Source organism: Sphingomonas sp. Leaf231, from assembly GCF_001421995.1.
Lineage (GTDB): Bacteria > Pseudomonadota > Alphaproteobacteria > Sphingomonadales > Sphingomonadaceae > Sphingomonas.
The window spans coordinates 292,519-311,900 of sequence record NZ_LMLS01000002.1; the positions used below are offsets into that span (position 1 = coordinate 292,519).

The following is a 19,382-nucleotide window of genomic DNA, read 5'->3' on the forward strand; positions in this document are numbered from 1 at the left end:
CGGGTCGGCTGCGCGTCCGAACGAAGCGGGCAGTCGGCCGTCCCGATCCGCGCGAAGGCAGGGTAATTTCGGTAGAGTCCAGCGCCGGAACCGCTTCGACTTGCCTTCGCGACCGGGCGGACCGTTGACTTCCGCCCGCCGCGTCGGGGCGGGGCGGGCACATCGACGACATCATCGGTTTCGCGGCCGAGGCCGGATGATTGTCGTCATGGGCTGTACGTCCCAATTGCTTCGCCCTGTTGTCGGCGCATCGGTCGCTGCCGTATCATTATTCCAGGCCGGGGGGCGGCCGGGGCATATTGTCGGCGATTGTCGATAGTCGGGGTTCGTCGTGGGGGCGACGACCCCACCCTTGCCCCACCAATGCCCCGATCTGACGTGAATCAAGATACTGTGAAAGCGTGCTTTGTTCACATGAAGGCGGCACGCGCGGACGCTCCGGGCGTTGATGGTACATGGCCTCGTTCGCTCCCGCGCCCCCTGTATCCGGCATCGTCGCCCCGCTTTTCTCGCCGCCGTCGTCCGCCGCCGTCGCACCCGTGCGATTGCGGTTGGCCAATGCCGCGTTGCGCCGGCTATGGACGAAGGGCTGGGCGACGATGCCCTCCCTCGACCCCGGGCAGCTGATCGAGAAGGCCGCGGCCAAGGCGCGTGCGGCCCCGGACGACGACCGGTCGGGATGGAAGAGGCGACTTGAGCTGCTGTGCGACGATCTGGAGCGTCATGCGCAGCTGAGCGATGTCGGGCGGACGATCGCGCACGGACAGCTGGTGTCGGCGCTGGCGTCGCGATTTCGCGCACACGCCTTGTGGCGGCGGCAACCCGGGATTGCGGCACGCCCGTTCGCCGCCCCGATCGTGATCGTCGGTCAAATGCGATCGGGCAGCACGCGGATGCAGCGGCTGCTCGCCTGCGACCCGCGCCTGACGTACACGCGATTTTTCGAAAGCTGGAATCCGATCCCGGGCGCGGTAGCTGATGGTCGTGCGCCGGGTGCGATCGACGCGCGCAAGCTGAAGGGGCAGGTCGGGCTGACGATGGCGCGGCTGCTCAATCCGGATTTCTCCGCGATCCATCCGACCAGCTGGCAGGCCCCCGACGAGGAGATCGGGCTGCACAGCCTGTCGATCTATGGCAGTGCGTTCGAGGCGCAATGGCGCGTGCCTGCCCATACCGCCGCCGTCGAGCAGGAGGATGCGGTGCCGGTTTATCGCGAGTTCCGGCAGTTGTTGCAGACGCTGTGCTGGCTGCGCGGCGCGGCACCGGCGCGGCCGTGGATTTTGAAGGTGCCGCAATTCACGCAGGATCTGGCCGCGCTGCTTCAGGTATTCCCCGACGCTCGTCTGATCCACCTGCACCGCGATCCCGCAGAGGTGGTCGCGTCGGCCACCACGTTGGTGTGCAACCAGATGCGCATCCAGTCGCACGAGGTCGATCCGGCATGGGTCGAGGCGGAGTGGGCGCGCAAGGTGCGGCTGCGTACCGAGCGCGTCGCGATGGCGCGCGCGCGGAGCAGTGCACCTGAGGTGGACGTCGGCTATCACGACGTCACACGCGACTGGGCCGGGGAAATGGAGCGCGTCTATCGCATGTTGCGCCTGCCGCTGACCGCCGGGGTACTCGCGCGGATGCGGCGGTATATGGAGACGAGCGCATCGACTCACCGTCCACGGCACGGCGACGCGCGGGCGAGGTCCGGCGCGGCGGCGGCGCTGGCGCGCGAAACGGGGTGAGCGGGCGGGCGGCGCTTGCGACCACGCGGCGCATCCGATCGGCGCGCGCACTCCCGCGGGTGGCGTCGTATCCGCCGCTGCCAAGGAATGTCGGGTGTCAGGGACTATGTCCGCTGCGATGACGGTCGAGGGCGGTGCGTTCATCGACCCCGGCTGCACGATGGTCGAACCGCAGGGACTTGTCCCGCGGCGTAGCGCGTTCGTGGGGGCGCAAGCGTTTGTCGAGGCGACCGGCGGCGTCGAGATCGGTGTGGCGGGACGGTGCATCCCGGAGTGACGGCGCGCGAGGGAGGCGTCGTCGATGCAGGCGCGATGGCGGCGACCTCGACGGAGCCGAACGGCCCGTTTTGTCCGCCCTGCGCGGCGCAGGTGAAAGATCTGGAAGAACAGCCGCAGGTGCCGGTATGAACGCAGCGCAAGCGAACACGGCGTCGGGCAGCGGAGAACATTGTCTTCGTCGGTCGGCTGACCACCCCGGGACGGCGACTTGCGGATGGGCCGAGCTGTGGGTCGGTTGGCGTGCCGCTGACGGTTGTCGTCAGCGGCAGGGTTCGCGCCGGGTCAATCGAGGCCGATACGCCGGGCCTCTGCGGAGACGTGAGGGTCAAGCGCCAGGGCTGCCGACTTGTCCGCGGCAGCCTGGGCAGCTTTGCCCGCGCGGGCGGCGGCCACGCTTCGGGCGTAAAGCGACCAGGCGTTGCGTGGATTGCTCTTCAGTGCGTCGTCATAATCGCGAAGCGCCGCCTCGAACTCGCCACGGCGAAGCCGGACGAGCGCCCTGCTGTCGAGATACGCGGCGCTTCCAGGCGCGAGCTTGAGCGCGGCGTTGCAATCGGACAGCGCCTGATCGAGTTCCCGACCCAGCTGCGCCCTTGCCCAGCAACGGCCATTGAGCGCGTTCGGTCGCCGTGCGTCCTCGGGATGACTTTGCAGCCACGCGTCATAATTCGTGAGGGCGGCGGCGGGTGTGTGCATCTGGCTCCACATACCGGCCAGCGTCAGACGCATGGCGCTGGAGGGTGACAGCGCGCTGTCCGCGACTTCGAGGTCCGCTTTGGCCCCCTTTTCGTCGCCCCCGCCCAGACGCAGGCCGGCGCGCATCAGGCGCGCATCGGCATCACGCGGAGCGATCTCCATCGCACGGTCGAGGTCGGCGAGCGCCGGCAGGATCTGGCGACTGCCGAGCCGCGCCGCGGCGCGCTGCTGGTAATAGCGCGACACGGACGGAGCCAGGGCGATCGCCCTGTCGAAGTTCGCAATCGCTTCGGACAGCTTGTTATTGGAGGCGAAAACCGCGCCGCGGCGGCTGAACCCCTCGGCGTCGGCGGGCGCTCCAGCCTTGTCCGTCAGGTCAATCGCTTCGCCACCGGCCGTGCGCGCGCCCTTGGGACTGACGCCGAACAAGGGGCCGCCCTCGTAGGTGACGTACATGGCTCGCGTGGCGTTGGACACGAAGATGCGGTGCGTCAGGAAGAAGTCCGCGCCGATCAGCATGTCGAAGTTGCCGAAGCTCACATCGGCGATGTTGATCCGCGGTTTCCGGATCGCCTCGCCGCCGATGTCGATACTGTCGAACGGGGCAAGCCATGTGCGAACGGTCTTGCGACCGACGCCCCTGCCAACCCCTACCTCGACCACGCCCGCCGTATCGGCCGTGACACCGAGACGCTTGGCCGCCGACAGGGACAGGATCGACGCTTCCGCCCCGGTATCGAACAACGCCTTCACGGATTGGCCATTGATCTGAACGACGGCGACCGTGTGCGGCTTGAACGAACCTGAAGACTGCCGTTCGAGCTTCAGGACCGTGATCGGTTTGACGCCGGCCCAGTAAGCGAGGTTCGTCTTGCCGCAGTCCGTCACCTTCATCAGCCGGACCATGCCATGCGGCAGATCGTATTCGACATCTGCCAGCCCAAGGATGTTCTGACCCAGAAGCCCGGTCGTCCCCGTGTCACTGCCGCCGACGATGAACTCGATCTTGGGAAGCGTGATCCCGCCCAACGAGAAATTCTGTGCGACCGCGGACGATGCGCTGGTGTCGCCGCCGACGCCCTTGAGCCGGAACGACGGATGCAGCGGCTTCACGTTGAGGCCGTGTTCGGCCGCGCTCGCCCTGGACAGGGTGCTGTAGAAAGCGCCGCTGTCGAGGATGAACCGCGCGTCGCGATCGCCGAAACGAGCCGTGACCATCGGCCGCCGTCCCGACATCGTGACGGGGAGTTCAAGCATCTTGGCAACCTGACAGGCGGCCCAGGCGGGCGATGACGATACAGGCATCGCCAATGCCGCCAGCGCTCCCCGCAGGATAAGCAGCGATCGTCCTCGCACCACGGTCATCGACGGCTCTCCCTCCAGCGCCTTTGTGCCGGACTCATGACAAGCCGGTCAAAAGCGAAACTAAGCAGCCGGCGATAGCTTAATAAAGGGCGAAAGACGCGAAAGGAACAGGAAATCGCCAGCAGGTTTTTGTGGTGAGCCGTCCATAATCACCCGTGTTCGGCCGAATGGAAAGGAAAAGATGCCGATGATAAGAAAGCACTTATTACGTTGATGCTTTGGTTGTTCTGCTTCCGGACTAGCGGGAGGTGCACCACTTTCTCGCGGTATTCGTCCCGGCCGGTTCCTTGCAGTTTTTCGGGCGGGCTGATCCTTGTCGGGACGGTCAGCCGCCGCGCCGCGCGCGAACGAGTGCGGCATCCAGCGCCGAGAGGAAGCGCGAACGGTCTTCCTTCGAGAACGGCGGCGGGCCGCCGATCCGGTCGCCGCCGGCGCGCAGGTCGCTCATGATCGCGCGCACCGCCACCGCATTGCCGATCGAACTGCTGGTGAACGGGCGACCGTTGGGCGCGATGACCGCCGCGGCGCCCGCCTTCAGGCAGCGGTCGGCGAGCAGGATATCCGCGGTAATCACGAGCGCGCCGCCGTCGACATGTTCCGCGATCCAGTCGTCCGCCGCATCGAACGCGTCCCCGACGACGACACGGTCGATCAGCGGGTGCGCAGGGATGCGCAGGTGCGCGTTGCTGACGACCGTCACGGGCACCGAAAGGCGGTAGGAGACCCGGTAGATCTCGTCCTTCACCGGGCAGGCGTCGGCGTCGACGAGGATGCGGGGACCAGCGGGCATCGCCGCGCCATGCCACACGCGACGCGCTTCGCCCAGCCGTGACCCGCCGCGCCGCGTTCGCCCCGTTCCGCGACGTCACCATCGTCATCGAAGCCGGTCTATCCTTCCGGTGCAGCATCCCGCTGTAACCACGAAAGAACGGCAAGATGACCCTTCAACAAACCATTACACCGGAGCGCGCGCTGTTCGCGCAGGCACAACTCGACAGCCGCTTCGATCCCGCGCTCGACACCTTGTGGACGCACATGCGCCCGCATGCCCGACCGAGCTTCAACCCCGGACTGCTCGCTGACTTCGTTCAATGGCAGGACGATATCGACGTCGCGATGACCAGCGGCGCGATGCCGATCCGCTACCTCGTGCTCGGCTCGCACTTTCCCGGCGTGTTCTCGTTGGGTGGCGACCTCGACCTGTTCGCGAAGCTGATCCGGGCGGGCGATCGCGCCGCGCTGATCCGTTACGGCCATGCCTGCGTGCGAATCCTTCACCGCAACATGTGCGGGCTGGGGCATCCGATCGTCACGATCGGCCTAGTCCAGGGCGACGCGTTGGGCGGCGGGTTCGAGGCGCTGCTGTCGTTCAACGTCGTCATCGCCGAGCGCGGCGCGACGTTCGGATTGCCCGAGACGCTGTTCGGGCTGTTCCCGGGCATGGGGGCGCATTGCTTCCTGTCGCGGCGACTGGGCGCGGCCCGCGCCGAGCAGATGATCCTGAGCGGACGCACCTATCGCGCCGAGGAGTTGTACGACATGGGCCTCGTCCATGCACTGGCGGACACGGGCGGGGGACCGCGGATGGTGGAGGACTATATCCGCGCCAACCGCCGCCGCCACGGTGCGCATTGCGCGATCTACGAAGCATCGCGCGCGGTGAACCCGCTGCCGCTGGCCGAGCTGGAATCGGTAGTGGCTCTGTGGGCCGACGCCGCATTGCGACTGGGGGAAGGCGACCTGAAGCTGATGCGTCGACTGGTGGCGGCGCAGGAACGATTGCTGGAAAAGGCGCGCTAGACCGGATCGATCTACAGCGCCCCCCTCCACGGGCGCCGGCCCGGACGTGATCGGGGCGACCGTCATGCGTCGACTGCAATGGCAGCGGCCGCCCGGCCGAAGCGCCGGATTGACGGGAAGCGAGCCGGCGTCGCGGAAATCGCCGCCGACAAGCGGGAAAGCTGGATATCGATCCGCGTCAGGACGCCGGATCGGGCGCATCGCCGGCGAACATGGCCCCCACCAGGTTCGCCGGCATCGGCCGCGCGAGCAGATAGCCCTGCACCGCGTCGCAGCGGGTGCGGCGCAGATGTTCGAGCTGAGCCGGCGTTTCCACCCCTTCCGCGACGGTACGCATCCCCAGCTTTGCGGCGAGATCGACCACCGTCTGGACGATCGCCACCGAGGCCGGGCTGCGATCGAGATCGGCGATGAACGAGCGATCGATCTTCAGCGTCTGGAACGGAAAGCGCGTCAGATAGCCGAGCGACGAATAGCCAGTGCCGAAATCGTCCAGCGTGGTGCACACGCCCAACCGGTTCAGCGCCTCCAGCGCGGCGAGCGATGTCTCGCTATCCTCCAGCAGCACCGACTCGGTCACTTCCAGCGTCAGGCGACCCGGCGGCAAGCCGCTGGCGGTCAACGCATCCAGCACCACGGCGGGCAACCGCGTCGCCTGTAGCTGCAGCGGCGACAGATTGACCGCGACGGTGACATCGTCCGGCCATTCGCGCGCCACCCGGCACGCGCGCGACAGCACCCAAGCGCCGATCGCGTCGATCAGGCCATTGTCCTCCGCGATCGGGATGAACTCGGCGGGGGACACCGCGCCATGGCGACGGTTGGTCCAGCGCAGCAACGCCTCGCACGACACGATCCGCGTTCCGTCACGGTCGAAGATGGGCTGGAACAACAGGTGGAATTCGTCCCGCTCCAGCGCGCCGTGCAATTCGCCGCCAAGCTGGCGGCGGCGTTCGACCTTCTCGTCCATGACCGGCTCGTAGAAATAGAACTGGCCGCGCCCGCTTTCCTTGGCGCGGTACAGCGCCAGATCGGCGTTCTTCAGCAGAGTGTCGGCTTCGCGGCCGTCACGCGGCGCCACCGCCACCCCGATCGAAACGCTGGTGCGCAGGCTGTGACCATCATACGGCACCGGCGCGCGGACGAGCGACAGGATGGCCACGCCGGTGGCCACCGCCTCGTCTTCGTCGGCCACCGCACAGACGATCGCGAATTCGTCCCCGCCCAGGCGCGCGACCACGCTGTCCTCCCCGAACCGCTCCCGCAGCCGGGTCGCGACGGCGGCGAGCAGCGCGTTGCCGGCCATGTGGCCGAACGTGTCGTTCACCTCCTTGAAGCGATCGAGGTCGAGCCAGTAGAGCGCCAGCCGGCCGATGCCCGGACCAGTCAGCCGCTCCTCGAACTGTTCGCGAAACGCGGTGCGGTTCGCCACCCCGGTCAGGTCGTCGCGGCGCGCGACCGCGGCATGGTGCGCGGCGAGCGCGGCATGTTCGTTCGAGACGATCGTCGCCTTCAGGATCGCTGCGTAGGTTTTTCGGGTGATGTCCATCATCGCCACGACGAACAGCAGGATGACCGCCGCCAGCACCGCCTTCAACGGCTGGCGTGCGAGCAGCAGGCCGGCGGCCAGCGGCAGCGAGGCGCTGCACAGCTGACCGACCGCGATCGCGGGTCGGCCCGCATTGCGCCCCGCGATCCCCGCGGCGTAACCGATCGCGGTGGTGACCGCGAGCAGCGGCAGCACGCCGTCCGCGGTACGGGTGAGCGTCAGAAAACCGAACAGGCCGAGCAGCCCGGAATAGGCGAGGGCGCCGAAGCGATATTCCAGTTCGTGCCGCCGCAATGCGGCCGGGCAGGCACCACCGCGCCGGTGCGGGCGGAATGCGTCGATGATGCGCACCGCACCGACGATGCCGATCAACGCCGCGCACACCGCAAGCCATGCATCGTGCGCGGCATGCGCGACGACCCCGGCGATCGTGGTGCTGGTCAGCGCGCCGATCACCAGCGATTGCGGCGAGGCGTACAGCGACTCGACCAGCACCGCCCGCACCTGTTCGGTGATCCCGTGATCGGATTGCCGAAGCTGCTTCAGCCGGACGATCAGGCGCGCCATGCGATGCTCATGTCACACAGAATATATAAATTGCCTGAAGACCCCAAGCCGATCTTTGATTTTTATCAAGTCACTTCAAGCGGAAGGTGGCGTGCCGTTCCTCTTGCGCGGCGCATCCGCGTGCGCCACCCATTGCACAGGACCGGGAGAGTGACGATGGCGAAGTGGCTGGCAATGGCGGGTTTTCTTGCGGTGTTGGCAGTGGCCCCGGCGCCGGCCCGACAAACCGCGAGCGCCGGGTTGACCGCGCAGGAGCGCGCGGCGGGCTGGCGGTTGCTGTTCAATGGGCGGGACCTGAGCGGCTGGCAGTCGTTCGGCGGCGGGGCGCCCAATCCGGCCTGGGTGGTGAAGGACGGCGCGCTGGTGCTGACCAAGGCCGACGGAAAGATGAGCGGCGGCGATCTGGTGACCGCCGGGACGTTCGGCACGTTCGAGCTGACGCTCGACTGGAAGGTGGGCGCGGGCGGCAACAGCGGGGTGCTGTACCTGGCGCGCGACGTGCCCGGCGCGACGCGCCTGTACGAAACCGGACTGGAAATGCAGGTGCTCGACGATGCCGGTCATCCCGACGGCAAGATCCCGTCGCACCGCGCCGGCGCGCTGTACGACATCACGGTGCCGCCGCCCGGCGTGGCGAAGCCGGCGGGCCAGTGGAACCACGCGCGGCTGCTGGTCGAGCGCGGGCGCATCCGCCAGTGGCTGAACGGCACGATGACCGCGGACGTGCCGTACGGCGACGATGCATGGCGCGCGCGGGTGGCGGCGTCGAAGTTCCGCGGCATGCCGTTGTTCGGGACGTTCCCCAGCGGCGTCATCGGCCTGCAGGATCACGGTGAGCCGGTGTCGTTCCGCGCGATCAAGCTGCGGCCCCTGCGTTCGTAGAACAGGTGCGGGCCGACCCGCCCGACCTTCGCCAGCGTGTCGCGCCAGTACGGGACCATCCAGTCGGCGTGATAGTGCGTCGCGCGTCCGACCGGCGCGAACACCGCGCCGGCCAGCGCGCGGCGCGCATGACGGCGCGCGCGTGCCCAGCCCGAATGTTGCGGGCGGCGCGCGAACGATCGGTCGCAGGTGAAGGAGAATTGGCAGCCGGTCGCGCGTGCTGCGCCCTGATAGACGACGCCGCAGATCGTTTTGGGAAAGCCGGGGCGACGCACGCGGTTGAGGATCACCTGCATCACCGCGCGTTGTCCGAGCGCGTCGTTGCCGATTTCGTACAGGGCGGCGGTGGCGAGGCAATCGACTGCCTGCGCGCGTGTCGCCGGTCCGCCGCGAAAGCGGTAGGGTGCGGCGGCGCGGCCGCGCATGATCGGGACCGCCGCGTTCGAGGCACGCGCCGCCGCCATCGACAGCGGGCGGACGCGCGCTGGCGGCACGTCGCGCGGCCCCAGCATCGCGATCGCCAGCGCGGCCAGCACCGTCGCGGCGAGCAACAGCCACCAGCGTCGCAGCGACGAGTCGCGTCGCCGCGTCCGCACGCGGGGCGCGGCGCGGGTGCGGGGTGGGGGGCGGCGCGTGGCCATGTCGGTGGCGCTACTGGGCGATCCGCACGACGCGCCCGCCGGTCATCGCAATCCCATCAGCTTCAGTGCGCGCACCACGGTGCTGCGCGTCACCGGCCCGCCGCGCGCCGCCGTCAGCCCCGCATCGTGGCACAGCGCCACCAGCCGCGCGAGCGGAGGAAACGCTTCCGCCCGTCCGGTTTCGCGGCGATGGTCGCGGATCGCCCCTTCGATGCAGCGGATCACCGGTTCGGCGCGCAGATAGGCCCGGGCGCGGCGCGCACCGTGGCGAAGCTCGATATCGGCGATTCCGTCCATCATGGCGGGCGCTGTTAGCACAGGTCGGACAATGTGCGATTCGATTAGACATTGGTCGCATCGCAACAGCCGATGTGCGGCGATTAATCCGCCTTTTACCCATGTAGTTCAAGCCGATGGCATCCCGACGCTGCGCCGAAAGCGATAAGACCGATGCTGAAGTGGTTCGAAGAAATCGCCCCGATCCGCCTGAAGTTCAAGGTGCTGCTGATCGTCTATGCCGTCTTGTCCGGCGCGCTGGCGGCGCTTGCCGCCCATGCGGCGGGAGGCGCGATGCCGATCGCGGCCGGGGCAGGTGCGTTGTGGCTGGCGACCGTCGCCGTCACGCTGGTGGCGGGCAGGCTGATCTGCACGCCCTACGTGAACACCGTGCTGCGGATGGAAGCGTTGGCAGCGGGGGATCTCGACAGCCCCGTCCGCTACACCCAGCACCGTGATTGCGTGGGCCGGATGACCAAGGCGATGGAGAGCTTTCGCGAAAGCTCGCTGGCGGCGGCCGAATGCCAGACGCAGCGCATAATGGCGCTGGCGATGGGATCGGGGCTGAACGAGATCGCGGGCGGCAACCTGAGCCACCGCATCACCGCCGACCTGAGCGGGCCGTTCGCCAAGCTGAAGGAAGATTTCAACGCCGCCGCCGCCGCGCTGGCGCAGGCATTGTTCGTGGTCAACACCAGCGCCGCCGGCATCGCCGATGGCGCGCACGACATCTACCGCGCCGCCGACGACCTGTCGCGCCGTACCGAGCAGCAGGCCGCGTCGCTGGAACAGGCCGCGGCGGCGATGCACGAGATCACCACCACCGTGCAGGAAACCGCCGTCAACGCCACCCGCGCCAACGACGCGGTTACCGAGGCGCGGCAGGATGCCGAGGCGTCGGGCGACGTGGTGGTGCGTGCGGTCGCGGCGATGAACGGGATCGAGCGCGGCTCGGCGGAAATCTCCGAGATCATCGCAGTGATCGACGGCATCGCGTTCCAGACGAACCTCCTGGCGCTGAACGCCGGGGTCGAGGCCGCGCGCGCCGGCGATGCCGGCAAGGGCTTCGCGGTGGTCGCCAGCGAGGTTCGCGCGCTGGCGCAGCGCTCCGCCGACGCCGCCAAGGACGTGAAGGCGAAGATCACTGCATCCAGCCAGCAGGTCGATGCCGGCGTGAAGCTGGTCGCGGAGGCGGGATCGTCGCTGGATCGTATCTCCGGGCGGATCGCCAACATCAGCGTGCTGGTGTCGGACATCGCCGCGGCCGCCGATCAGCAGGCGACCGGGTTGCATCAGGTCAATCTGGCAGTCGCCGAGATGGACGGCGTGACGCAGCAGAATGCCGCGATGGTCGAGCAGACGATGGCGGCCACCGCCAGCCTGACCGAGCAGACCGGCCGCATGTCCGCCGAGACGGGCCGCTTCCGGCTGGGCGACGATGTCGCAACGCGCGGCGCGGCCACGGTTACGACGCTCGACACGGGCGCACGCGCTGCGGCAAGATACGCGGCGTAATACCGATCCGCCTCTCTGTCCGGTCGACCCGGCGCACATCTCCGTTCATCCGGTTCGTCCGCGCGCGGCAGTGGCGAATATTGCAGCCGCGCGCCGGGCGACCTGTTCCACGGCCTCTATCCGCGGCGCGGACTGGATCGCCCTGTCGTCGCGGCCGAGCCGGACCCGTCGGACCCGTCCCCTGCACCGGCACGTTGGTCCGCCATGGACATCGACCGCATCATCGCCGACATCGCCGCAGAGATCGCCGGGGACGCCGCCGAGATCGAGCGCGCCGCCGACGCGAAGGACAAAGACGCCACGCCGGGACCGTTCGGGATCGCGGCCGCCACGCCGGACGGCGTACTGACCGCGGGGGCGGCGGACCGGACGTTTCCGATACAAAGCATCGCGAAGGTGCTGGCGCTCGACCTGGCGCTCCGCGCGCACGGCGACCGCGTGTTCGAGCGGGTGGGGCGCGAGCCGTCCGGCGACCCGTTCAACTCGGTCATCGACCTGGAGCGCACCGACGGCGTGCCCCGGAATCCGTTCATCAACGCTGGCGCGCTGGTCGTGGTCGACCTGTTGCTGGCGGCGCATGACGATGTGGACGTCGTGGTGGATTTCGTCCGCGCGCAACTGGACGGGCAATCGGTGACGCTGGACGAGGAGGTGCTGGGCGAGGGCGGGCATTTGAACCGCGCGATGCTCAGTTTCATGAAGCACCACGACAATGTCGCGGCCCCTCTCGACCGCGTCATGGATGCGTACGGACGGCAATGCGCGATCACGGTTGATTGTGCTGGACTGGCGCTGGCGGGACAGTTCCTGACGCAGACCCGGCTGCACGACGGCGATGCGGACGAAAGCGCACGCGCGCGGCGGATGCGCACCGTTCTGGCGCTGATGATGACGTGCGGCCATTACGACGGATCGGGCGACTTCGCGGTGCGCGTCGGGCTGCCCGCGAAGAGCGGCGTCGGCGGCGGCATCCTGGCGATCGCGCCGGAGCGTGCGTCGATCGCGGTCTGGTCCCCCAACCTCGACCAGCACGGAAATTCCATCCTTGGCGTGCGTGCGCTGGAGATGCTGGCGGCGCGGACCGGCTGGTCGGTGTTCGGCCCGCCCGTCGATTAACGCGGCGCGACGCTCCGCCCCGGCCGCGCCACCCTAGTCGCGGCGCGCGGTCGGGCTGCCGAGCTGGTCCAGCGCGTCGGCATTGTCGCGACCCCATGCGTAGAGCCATTCCACCGGCTCCACGAACCGCCGGCCCAGATCGGTCAGCCGGTATTCGACCGCCGGTGGCGACGTGCCCTGCACATGGCGGGTGACCAGCCCGCCGTCTTCCATCGCACGCAGCGTCTGCGTCAGCATCTTCTGGGACACGCCGGGCAGGCTGCGCTGGAGCGCGCCGGTTCGTGATGCGCCGTCGTGGCGGGTGTGCAGCGTGTGAAGCACCATGCTGGTCCATTTGGTCGCGAACAGCGCGAGCACGCGGCGGGGCGCGCAATCCTCGCGCCATTCCTCCTCCGCCGTTCCGGGTTTCATGATGGGTACCTCCGGGTGCGTGGGGTGGAACGGGTGCCGTCTGGAAACGGCCCGACGCGCTGCCTAGGTCCATCGCCGACACGACATCGGAAAGGACGCACATGGCCGGTACGGCATTGATAGCGGGGGCGAGCGGGATCGTCGGCGGCGCGACGGCGGCGCTGCTGGCGGAACGGGGATGGACGGTTCACGGGCTGTCCCGCCGCCCGACCGCGCAGGCCGGGGTGACGCCGGTCGCCGCCGACCTGCAGGATGCGGACGCGACCGCCGCGGCGCTGGCCGGGGTCGATCCCGACGCGGTGTTCATCACCACATGGGCGCGACAGGAGACCGAGGCGGAGAACATCCGCGTCAACGCGGCCATGGTCCGCAACCTGCTCGCGGCGCTGCCGCGTGCCACCCGTCCGCGCCACGTCGCGCTGGTGACGGGCCTGAAACATTACCTCGGGCCGTTCGAGGCATATGGCAAAGGCACGTTGCCGCAGACGCCGTTCCGCGAGGAGCAGGGGCGGCTGGACGTCGACAATTTCTATTACGCGCAGGAGGACGAACTGTTCGCGGCGGCGGCCCGCGACCGCTTCACGTGGAGCGTGCACCGCCCGCATACGGTGATCGGCAAGGCGGTGGGCAATGCCATGAACATGGGCACGACGCTGGCGGTCTATGCCAGCCTGTGTCGCGAAACCGGGCGGCCGTTCGCCTTTCCGGGATCGCCCGCGCAATGGCACGGTCTGACCGACATGACCGACGCACGTCAGCTTGCGCAGCAATTGCTGTGGGCGGTCGAGACTCCGGCGGCGCATGACGAGGCGTTCAACATCGTCAACGGCGACGTGTTTCGCTGGCAATGGATGTGGGGGCGGATCGCGGCATGGTTCGGGCTGGAGGCGGCACCGTTCGACGGCACGCTCCGCCCGCTTGCCGACCAAATGGCCGACGACGCGGAAGTGTGGCGGCGGATCGCGACGCGCGAGGGGCTGGCCGAAGCCGATCTATCGCGGCTCGCCTCGCCCTGGCATACCGACGCCGATCTCGGCCGCCCGATCGAGGTGGTGACCGACATGTCCAAAAGCCGGCGGCTGGGGTTCACCGCCTATCAGCCGACCGACGACGCGTTCTTCGCGCTGTTCGGGCAACTGCGCGCCGACCGGCTGATCCCGTAGGCGCGTCGGTCGCGCTTACGGGATCGATGATCGTCGATCCTGCCGGGCGTGAAGCGCGGCTAACGGGCGGACAAGCAAGGATTGCATCGCTTATCTCCCTCGTGCGCCTACGGAATGTCGATCCGACCAACGAAAATAACGACCACAAGGGAATCGCCGATGCGTACCGCCCGATCCATGTTGCTTGCCAGCGCCACCCTGATGTTCACCACCCCGGCGCTGGCCCAGAACGCCCCAGCCGAGACTTCGCCAGCCGTGGCGAGCGATGCCGAGCCGGCCGCCGAACCGCCGGCCGACAACGAAGTCGTCGTTACCGGCACGCGCGCGCCGGGGCGCAGCCGGCTGGACACCGTGTCGCCGGTCGACGTGTTGAGCGGCGACACGCTGCGCGCGCAGGGCACGACCGAACTGGCGGACGCATTGTCGGCGGTCGCGCCGTCGATCGACTTCCCGCGTCAGGCCGCCGTCGACGGCACCGATGCGATCCGTCCTGCGACGCTGCGCGGACTGTCGCCCGACCAGACGCTGGTGCTGGTCAACGGCACCCGCGCCCACCCATCGGCATTGCTCAACATCAACGGTTCGGTCGGCCGCGGTTCGGCCGCGGTCGATCTGAACACGATCCCCACGGTCGCGCTCGACCGCGTCGAGGTGCTGCGCGAGGGCGCGTCGGCGCAATATGGCTCCGATGCGATCGCCGGGGTCATCAACCTGCGCCTGCGCGAAGCGCGCTCGGGCGGGGGTGCGAACGTCACCTTCGGCACCTTCGCGACGAAATATGATGCGGCGCGCACCTCGCGCTCGCTGCGCGACGGCGAGTCGGTGTCGTTCAGCGGGTGGAAGGGCTTCGGCCTCGGCAATGACGGCTTCCTGACGCTGTCGGGCGAATATGTGACGCGTCAGCCGACCAACCGCGCCGACATCGACCCACGCGGTCCCGCGCCGCAGCGGATCCGCGCACGTTTCGGCGATCCGGAGATCGAGCAGGGCACGGTGTACGTCAACGCCGCGGTGCCGCTGGGCGACAGCGGCTGGACCGCCTATGCCAATGGCGGTTTCCAGCAGCGCGACGGCGAGAGCGCCGCCTTCCCGCGTGTGGCGGATGCGAACAATCTGAACGCCGAAGCGGTGCGCGGGCTGTATCCCGGCGGTTTCCTGCCGCTGATCGGCACCCGATCGAAGGATTATAACGCCACCGCCGGCGTGCGCGGCGAGATCGGCGGGTGGAACGCCGATGTGACCGTCAGCTACGGGCGCAACACGATCGACTTCGCGACGCGCGATTCGGCGAACAGCACCTATGGCAATGCATCGCCGCGCGATTTCGACAGCGGACAATTGCGCTACGACCAGCTGGTCGCCGGACTGGACCTGGCGCGCGAATATTCGCTCGGTGCGGCGGTCATCAACATCGCGGGCGGCGCGGAATATCGTCGCGAAGGGTTCGCGATCGGCGCGGGTCAGCCGGAGAGCTACGACCGCGCACCGGGGGCGGACCCCCGTCTCGCGTCGGGTGCGCAGGGCTTCGTCGGCTTCCGTCCCGAGAACGAGGTCGACGCGCATCGCAGCAACGGCAGCCTCTACCTGGATGTCGAGGCGCGTTTGTGGGATCGGTTGACGATCGGCGCGGCGGCGCGCGGCGAAAGCTATTCGGACTTCGGCGAAACCGCGACCGCCAAGCTGTCCGCGCGGTATGACGTCGCGCCGTGGCTGGCGTTCCGCGGCTCGGTATCGACCGGGTTCCGCGCGCCGTCGCTCCAGCAGCAATATTACACCTCCACGCAGACGCTGGTGACCGGCGGCGAAATCCTGGAAACCGGCCTGTATCCGGTCGCCAGCGACATCGCGCGGGCGCTGGGCGCATTGCCGCTCGATCCCGAGAAGTCGCGCAGCTATTCGCTGGGTACGGTGGTGCGCTTCGGCGGATTCAGCCTGACCGTCGACGGCTATCGCATCCGCATCCGCGACCAGATCGCGCTGTCGGAGAATATCCAGGCCGCAGCCAGCGCGCAGGTGGGTGCGCTGCTGTCGCCGTTCGACGTGCAGGCGGCGCGGTTCTTCATCAACGGCGTGCAGACCACGACCAAGGGGGTCGACATCGTCGCGGCCTACACATGGCGCACCGACAATCTGGGCACGTTCAACCTGAGCGCGGCGGCGAACCTGAACGACATCTCGGTCGATCGCGTGCCGACGTCGACCGCGGCGCTCAACCCCGCGCCCAGCCTGTTCGGGCGCAACCGCGTCCTGACGATCGAGCAGGGCACGCCGCGCACCAAGATCGTCGGTTCGGTCGACTGGCGCACCGACACGCTGGGCGCGACGTTACGCGCGGTTCACTACGGCAACGTGCTGCAACCCGGCACCGTGCTGGCCAACGACGTCTACACCGGGCGCAACACGGTGATCGATCTGGAGGGGCGTTATCGTTTCAACGACAACGTCACGCTGGCGCTGGGTGCGGACAATCTGTTCGACGTCTATCCGAACACCACGCCCGCCTCGCTCAACAACAACGGCGTGACGGCATTCCCTTATTATTCGCCGTTCGGGTTCAACGGGCGGCAGATCTACGGGCGTCTCAACCTGACGTGGTGAGCGATACGCCGAAACCTGAGGCACTCCGGCCGATGGCAGGGTGACTCAGGTTTCGAGGTCGGTCGCGAGCGACAATCCCACGTAACGGCCGGCGTTGTAGCTCAGGCCACCCGAGGAATCGGCGATCCAGCGATAGGTGTCGAACAGGTTGGTCACCTGCACGCGGGCGATCACCTCCCGCCGCGCCATCCGCAGTCGGTGTCGTGCGCCCAGCGCGATCGCCGGGCGCGATGGCAGGCGGACGGTATTGGCCTGATCCGCGAACGATCCGCCATGGCGGGTCACCTGAACGTCGAGGGAAGAGCCGTTCCAACCGGCGGGGTGCACGTCGAGCGCCAGCACGATACGGCTGCGGCTGGTGCCGACCGGCCGGTCGCCGATCGTCCCGTCTGCCACAAGCTCGCCTGTGACGCGCGGATCGAGCAGGACCGCGCCGGCGACGAGGCTGGCGTACGGCGTGACGTCACCGCTCAGCGACCCTTCGATCCCGCGATGGCGAACCTCGCCCAGCCGGCGGTAGACGGTCGCGGCGTCGAGATTGAAATAGGGCTTGCGCACATCGAACGCGCCAACCGCCGCCTGCAACTTGCCCAGCGAAAGGCGCAGCCCCGCATCCACCTGTCGCGTGCGCAACGCGGGTGGTGCGGCGTTGCGATTGACCGCGACGTCCGGCGCGACTTCGCTTTCCTCCAGCCCGCGCGTCACGCCGGCATAGGCCGATGCGCCGGCCGCGACGTCGATCGACGCCATCAGGTTGAACAGCCATGGCCGGTCCCGCGCCACGATACCGTCGCGGCCACGCGGGCGGACGTGCTTGCGATAGTCGGTTTTCTGGATGCCGAGGTTCAGGCTGCCGCGACCCTTCCACCGCCCTTCATAGGCGAGGCCGCCGGTTATCTGCCGAACGTCGTCCGGCGTGCGCGCCGCGAAGGCGAACGGCGGTTCGCCTGCCGGTGCGCGGGTCGCGATGTCGCGCATCGGCAGGGCAAGGCTTTCCGCTTCGCCGTAGAGGCGGGCCTGATCGCGGGCGCGTACCGATGCATGGAACCGGTGCACGCGCGGCCCCTCCGCGATCGCGCGCGATACACGCAATTCCCCCGATGTGGACGCGTAGCGTGAGGGCGGGGCCGCGTAGACGGTTTCCGCGCCGGTGCCCGCCTGGTCAACGTCGAGCCACAACGTCGTTCGGTCGCGGTTGATGGCGTAGATCGACCGGAACAGACCGGTGGCCAGCGACCACACCCCCAGTCCGGTGCGCGCGATCACGCCCGCGTTGCTGCCGCGGCTGCTGCTGATCGCCCATGGCTGCCCCGTGTAGCGGCGACGGTCGCGCACGCGCGGCGGGACGAACGCACCACTGGTGAAATAGGTCGGCACCGGCTCCTCGCTCCACGTCGTGTCGATGCTCCAGAACGGAATGATCTCGGTATCGCGCGCCGGCTTCCACCGGATGCCGACCCCGCCGGAAAAGGACTTCGGCGTACCGCCGAACCATTCATCGTCGCGGTACAGGGCCACTCCGCCGGCAAACGACAGCGTGTCGGCCACGATCGGTGCGCGGACGTCGAACTCGATGCTGGCATCGCCGAAGGTTCCGGCGTTGGCCCGCGGGCTCAGCACCAACGCCTGCGGCGCGGCGGGCAGGCGGAAGTCGGCGATGCCGGTGGGCGCGGGAAACGGATAGTCGATCGCGGTCAGGCCGACGCGGATGATCGAGCTGTCGACGATGCGATAGCTGAGGTCCGCCTGCTGATCGATGTACAGCCCTTCGATCCGCACGTTGCCGGCATCGATCGGAGAAAAGCCGCGCACGTCGTCCTCGTCGTACAGCCCGACCGATTCATTGGCATAGCTGACGCCGAACGCATCCTCGGCGGCGCGGGCCGCATTCTGGTCGGCGCGCTGCGCCGCCGCTTGCCCCGCGCACCCGAAGGTGGCGAACGCCATCACAATGACCTTGTACATAGATGCTCCCGCCTGCCCTTTAGCGAAGGGCCGCGACGCCACCAACATCAAAGCGGATCCGCCTTGGCGGCCGCAGGACGGTGTCGGTCGGCTGCCCTATCGGCACGGTGATGGCACCGTCGGTGGGCATTCGAAGATCCCGCAGCATAACCATCTTGCACTGAAGACCGCCCAAGACAGCGCGTGGCCCAGACCGTGCGACATCGCGTGCAGATCCTCGCCGGGCGCGGTCGAAGCGCGCGCATCGAACAGTCGGATGATTGCGCGTTCGTCGTGGTTGAGGGTGCGCGAGCAACAACGTCCGGCGACCAGTCGTCGTTCGAGCACCGCCTCGGCCAATTGGAAGACGCTCCTCAGCGCGACGCTTCCCGCGGGCGGGATGCGCAGACTTTCGCCGAGTGCGACGAGGCGGGAGAGCGCCGTCTCCTCACCGGTGTGATCGCGCGTGCCGCAATAATGCCGCAGCAACCGGACCACGATCCTGTTGCTCTCGGGCGCGGCGGGGGCGACGACGGCGATGTGTTCCATAAACGCCATGACGGTTCCTCATCCAGCCTCGGACGCGAGCGTCGTCGCGAAACGTGCATTGCCGCCGGCGACGGAGGAGATAGCCAGTTTCAACCCGGTGGGTGGGGCTACCCGGTCGCGACCCATGATCCATCCCCGGTCGCTCCGGCACCTCTTGGCGATACGGCCGGCCCGCCGGCCCGACGACAGCCGGTGAACGCTCCCCGCCCCCGATGCCGCAAGAAGCGCCAGCGGTAAGTCGCGATCGATTATCCTGACTGCGATCATCACCTGCCCTCGACATGACTTGCGAACGATA

At 68.3% G+C, this 19,382-nt stretch carries 16 protein-coding genes; 8 read left to right on the forward strand and 8 right to left on the reverse strand.

What is annotated here, in order from left to right; genetic code table 11:
- Positions 1-455 precede the first annotated feature (455 nt).
- Together ASE95_RS07685 and ASE95_RS17600 are read left to right on the forward strand one after the other, a co-directional pair.
- Positions 456-1,733 (forward strand): sulfotransferase family protein, encoded by a 1,278-nt coding sequence (locus ASE95_RS07685; RefSeq protein WP_082450004.1) that lies wholly within the window; start codon positions 456-458, stop codon positions 1,731-1,733.
- Between the two features lie 94 nt (positions 1,734-1,827).
- Positions 1,828-2,010 (forward strand): hypothetical protein, encoded by a 183-nt coding sequence (locus ASE95_RS17600; RefSeq protein ID WP_156347929.1) that lies wholly within the window; start codon positions 1,828-1,830, stop codon positions 2,008-2,010.
- 284 nt (positions 2,011-2,294) lie between these two features.
- Here the strand turns inward: ASE95_RS17600 and ASE95_RS07690 are convergent, their stop codons facing one another.
- The gene (locus tag ASE95_RS07690) at positions 2,295-4,013 is read right to left on the reverse strand and encodes an aspartyl protease family protein (protein WP_235528277.1); all 1,719 of its coding nucleotides are present in this window, start codon (positions 4,011-4,013) and stop codon (positions 2,295-2,297) included.
- 385 nt (positions 4,014-4,398) lie between these two features.
- Positions 4,399-4,863: a YaiI/YqxD family protein gene (locus tag ASE95_RS07695; RefSeq protein ID WP_056635917.1), complete on the reverse strand. Its 465-nt coding sequence runs from the start codon at positions 4,861-4,863 to the stop codon at positions 4,399-4,401.
- A gap of 146 nt (positions 4,864-5,009) precedes the next feature.
- Here ASE95_RS07695 and ASE95_RS07700 point away from each other — a divergent pair, with 146 nt between their 5' ends.
- Positions 5,010-5,873: a crotonase/enoyl-CoA hydratase family protein gene (locus tag ASE95_RS07700; protein ID WP_056634091.1), complete on the forward strand. Its 864-nt coding sequence runs from the start codon at positions 5,010-5,012 to the stop codon at positions 5,871-5,873.
- Between the two features lie 178 nt (positions 5,874-6,051).
- Here ASE95_RS07700 and ASE95_RS07705 read toward each other — a convergent pair whose 3' ends face one another.
- Complete coding sequence (locus ASE95_RS07705) at positions 6,052-7,989, reverse strand: putative bifunctional diguanylate cyclase/phosphodiesterase (RefSeq protein WP_082450005.1); 1,938 nt, start codon at positions 7,987-7,989, stop codon at positions 6,052-6,054.
- 156 nt (positions 7,990-8,145) lie between these two features.
- Here ASE95_RS07705 and ASE95_RS07710 point away from each other — a divergent pair, with 156 nt between their 5' ends.
- Positions 8,146-8,871 carry a 3-keto-disaccharide hydrolase gene (locus ASE95_RS07710; RefSeq protein ID WP_156347930.1) on the forward strand — a complete coding sequence of 242 codons (726 nt, stop codon included), beginning with the start codon at positions 8,146-8,148 and terminating at the stop codon, positions 8,869-8,871.
- On the opposite strand, the gene ASE95_RS07715 is transcribed toward ASE95_RS07710, so the two are convergent.
- Positions 8,817-9,512 (reverse strand): cell wall hydrolase, encoded by a 696-nt coding sequence (locus ASE95_RS07715; protein ID WP_056634097.1) that lies wholly within the window; start codon positions 9,510-9,512, stop codon positions 8,817-8,819. The two genes, ASE95_RS07710 and ASE95_RS07715, sit on opposite strands and share 55 nt — an antisense overlap.
- 42 nt (positions 9,513-9,554) lie before the next feature.
- The gene (locus ASE95_RS07720) at positions 9,555-9,812 is read right to left on the reverse strand and encodes a hypothetical protein (RefSeq protein ID WP_056634099.1); all 258 of its coding nucleotides are present in this window, start codon (positions 9,810-9,812) and stop codon (positions 9,555-9,557) included.
- 150 nt (positions 9,813-9,962) lie between these two features.
- Between ASE95_RS07720 and ASE95_RS07725 the strand changes: the two genes are divergently transcribed.
- Together ASE95_RS07725 and glsA are read left to right on the forward strand one after the other, a co-directional pair.
- Positions 9,963-11,303, forward strand: a complete 1,341-nt coding sequence (locus ASE95_RS07725; protein ID WP_056634102.1) for a methyl-accepting chemotaxis protein — start codon at positions 9,963-9,965, stop codon at positions 11,301-11,303.
- A 204-nt stretch (positions 11,304-11,507) separates the two neighbouring features.
- On the forward strand, positions 11,508-12,419 hold the full coding sequence (gene glsA, locus ASE95_RS07730; RefSeq protein WP_056634105.1) for a glutaminase A: 912 nt from the start codon (positions 11,508-11,510) through the stop codon (positions 12,417-12,419).
- A gap of 33 nt (positions 12,420-12,452) precedes the next feature.
- On the opposite strand, the gene ASE95_RS07735 is transcribed toward glsA, so the two are convergent.
- Complete coding sequence (locus ASE95_RS07735; RefSeq protein ID WP_056634109.1) at positions 12,453-12,830, reverse strand: winged helix-turn-helix transcriptional regulator; 378 nt, start codon at positions 12,828-12,830, stop codon at positions 12,453-12,455.
- A 101-nt stretch (positions 12,831-12,931) separates the two neighbouring features.
- On the opposite strand from ASE95_RS07735, the gene ASE95_RS07740 reads away from it, so the two are divergent.
- Together ASE95_RS07740 and ASE95_RS07745 are read left to right on the forward strand one after the other, a co-directional pair.
- Positions 12,932-13,993, forward strand: a complete 1,062-nt coding sequence (locus ASE95_RS07740) for an SDR family oxidoreductase (RefSeq protein ID WP_056634112.1) — start codon at positions 12,932-12,934, stop codon at positions 13,991-13,993.
- A gap of 159 nt (positions 13,994-14,152) precedes the next feature.
- Positions 14,153-16,591 carry a TonB-dependent receptor plug domain-containing protein gene (locus ASE95_RS07745; protein WP_056634115.1) on the forward strand — a complete coding sequence of 813 codons (2,439 nt, stop codon included), beginning with the start codon at positions 14,153-14,155 and terminating at the stop codon, positions 16,589-16,591.
- Positions 16,592-16,636: 45 nt separating this feature from the next.
- On the opposite strand, the gene ASE95_RS07750 is transcribed toward ASE95_RS07745, so the two are convergent.
- Positions 16,637-18,556, reverse strand: coding sequence for a TonB-dependent receptor domain-containing protein (locus ASE95_RS07750; protein ID WP_056634118.1), 1,920 nt, complete (start codon positions 18,554-18,556; stop codon positions 16,637-16,639).
- A 96-nt stretch (positions 18,557-18,652) separates the two neighbouring features.
- Positions 18,653-19,084, reverse strand: coding sequence for a hypothetical protein (locus tag ASE95_RS07755; protein ID WP_156347931.1), 432 nt, complete (start codon positions 19,082-19,084; stop codon positions 18,653-18,655).
- Positions 19,085-19,382 lie beyond the last annotated feature (298 nt).

Excerpts from the sequence above, each read along its gene's own strand:
- ASE95_RS07725 (WP_056634102.1), top strand. The coding sequence starts at position 9,963 with ATGCTGAAGTGGTTCGAAGAAATCGCCCCGATCCGCCTGAAGTTCAAG.
- ASE95_RS07715 (WP_056634097.1), bottom strand. The coding sequence starts at position 9,512 with ATGGCCACGCGCCGCCCCCCACCCCGCACCCGCGCCGCGCCCCGCGTG.
- ASE95_RS07710 (WP_156347930.1), top strand. The coding sequence starts at position 8,146 with ATGGCGAAGTGGCTGGCAATGGCGGGTTTTCTTGCGGTGTTGGCAGTG.
- ASE95_RS07695 (WP_056635917.1), bottom strand. The coding sequence starts at position 4,863 with ATGCCCGCTGGTCCCCGCATCCTCGTCGACGCCGACGCCTGCCCGGTG.
- ASE95_RS07735 (WP_056634109.1), bottom strand. The coding sequence starts at position 12,830 with ATGAAACCCGGAACGGCGGAGGAGGAATGGCGCGAGGATTGCGCGCCC.
- ASE95_RS07720 (WP_056634099.1), bottom strand. The coding sequence starts at position 9,812 with ATGATGGACGGAATCGCCGATATCGAGCTTCGCCACGGTGCGCGCCGC.
- glsA (WP_056634105.1), top strand. The coding sequence starts at position 11,508 with ATGGACATCGACCGCATCATCGCCGACATCGCCGCAGAGATCGCCGGG.
- ASE95_RS07755 (WP_156347931.1), bottom strand. The coding sequence starts at position 19,084 with ATGGAACACATCGCCGTCGTCGCCCCCGCCGCGCCCGAGAGCAACAGG.
- ASE95_RS07690 (WP_235528277.1), bottom strand. The coding sequence starts at position 4,013 with ATGCCTGTATCGTCATCGCCCGCCTGGGCCGCCTGTCAGGTTGCCAAG.
- ASE95_RS07740 (WP_056634112.1), top strand. The coding sequence starts at position 12,932 with ATGGCCGGTACGGCATTGATAGCGGGGGCGAGCGGGATCGTCGGCGGC.
- ASE95_RS07705 (WP_082450005.1), bottom strand. The coding sequence starts at position 7,989 with ATGGCGCGCCTGATCGTCCGGCTGAAGCAGCTTCGGCAATCCGATCAC.
- ASE95_RS07750 (WP_056634118.1), bottom strand. The coding sequence starts at position 18,556 with ATGTACAAGGTCATTGTGATGGCGTTCGCCACCTTCGGGTGCGCGGGG.
- ASE95_RS07700 (WP_056634091.1), top strand. The coding sequence starts at position 5,010 with ATGACCCTTCAACAAACCATTACACCGGAGCGCGCGCTGTTCGCGCAG.
- ASE95_RS07685 (WP_082450004.1), top strand. The coding sequence starts at position 456 with ATGGCCTCGTTCGCTCCCGCGCCCCCTGTATCCGGCATCGTCGCCCCG.
- ASE95_RS07745 (WP_056634115.1), top strand. The coding sequence starts at position 14,153 with ATGCGTACCGCCCGATCCATGTTGCTTGCCAGCGCCACCCTGATGTTC.